This window comes from Falsihalocynthiibacter sp. S25ZX9 (genome assembly GCF_041205405.1).
GTDB lineage: Bacteria > Pseudomonadota > Alphaproteobacteria > Rhodobacterales > Rhodobacteraceae > Falsihalocynthiibacter > Falsihalocynthiibacter arcticus.
This window is the reverse complement of sequence record NZ_JBGFCD010000280.1, coordinates 1-293: the sequence shown is the minus strand read 5'-3', so window position 1 is coordinate 293 and position 293 is coordinate 1. Positions and strand designations below refer to the sequence as shown.

Here is a 293-nt window from a genome sequence, read left to right as displayed (position 1 = left end):
GATCAGCCAATCTATTCCAAATTCATCTTTATCGGGTCTTCGATGAAAAGTTCATCGATTAGCGCCCCTAATAACTGGGTTCGAGAGTTAACCTTGGCCTTGCGATAAATTGAGTTGTTTTGTGATTTTACAGTGCCTTGAGTGGTATTTCGAAGATCAGCAATTTCGGCAACGGACAAACCTTTTGTTGTAAGTAATGCTATGTCGCGTTCCGCTTTGCTTAAGCCCCAGCGATCGAATTGCAAGTTCACCATCGCGAAGAATTCTCCTTGCGCTGCGCGAAGGTGGAGCTC

The 293-nt window shown here is 45.1% G+C and carries 1 protein-coding gene; it reads right to left on the bottom strand.

Annotation, left to right across the window (positions count from 1 at the left end; genetic code table 11):
• Nucleotides 1-11: 11 nt before the first annotated feature.
• Nucleotides 12-293, bottom strand: a 282-nt coding sequence (locus AB9F29_RS22250) for a helix-turn-helix transcriptional regulator (RefSeq protein WP_369757294.1), incomplete at its 5' end; no start/stop codon positions are given.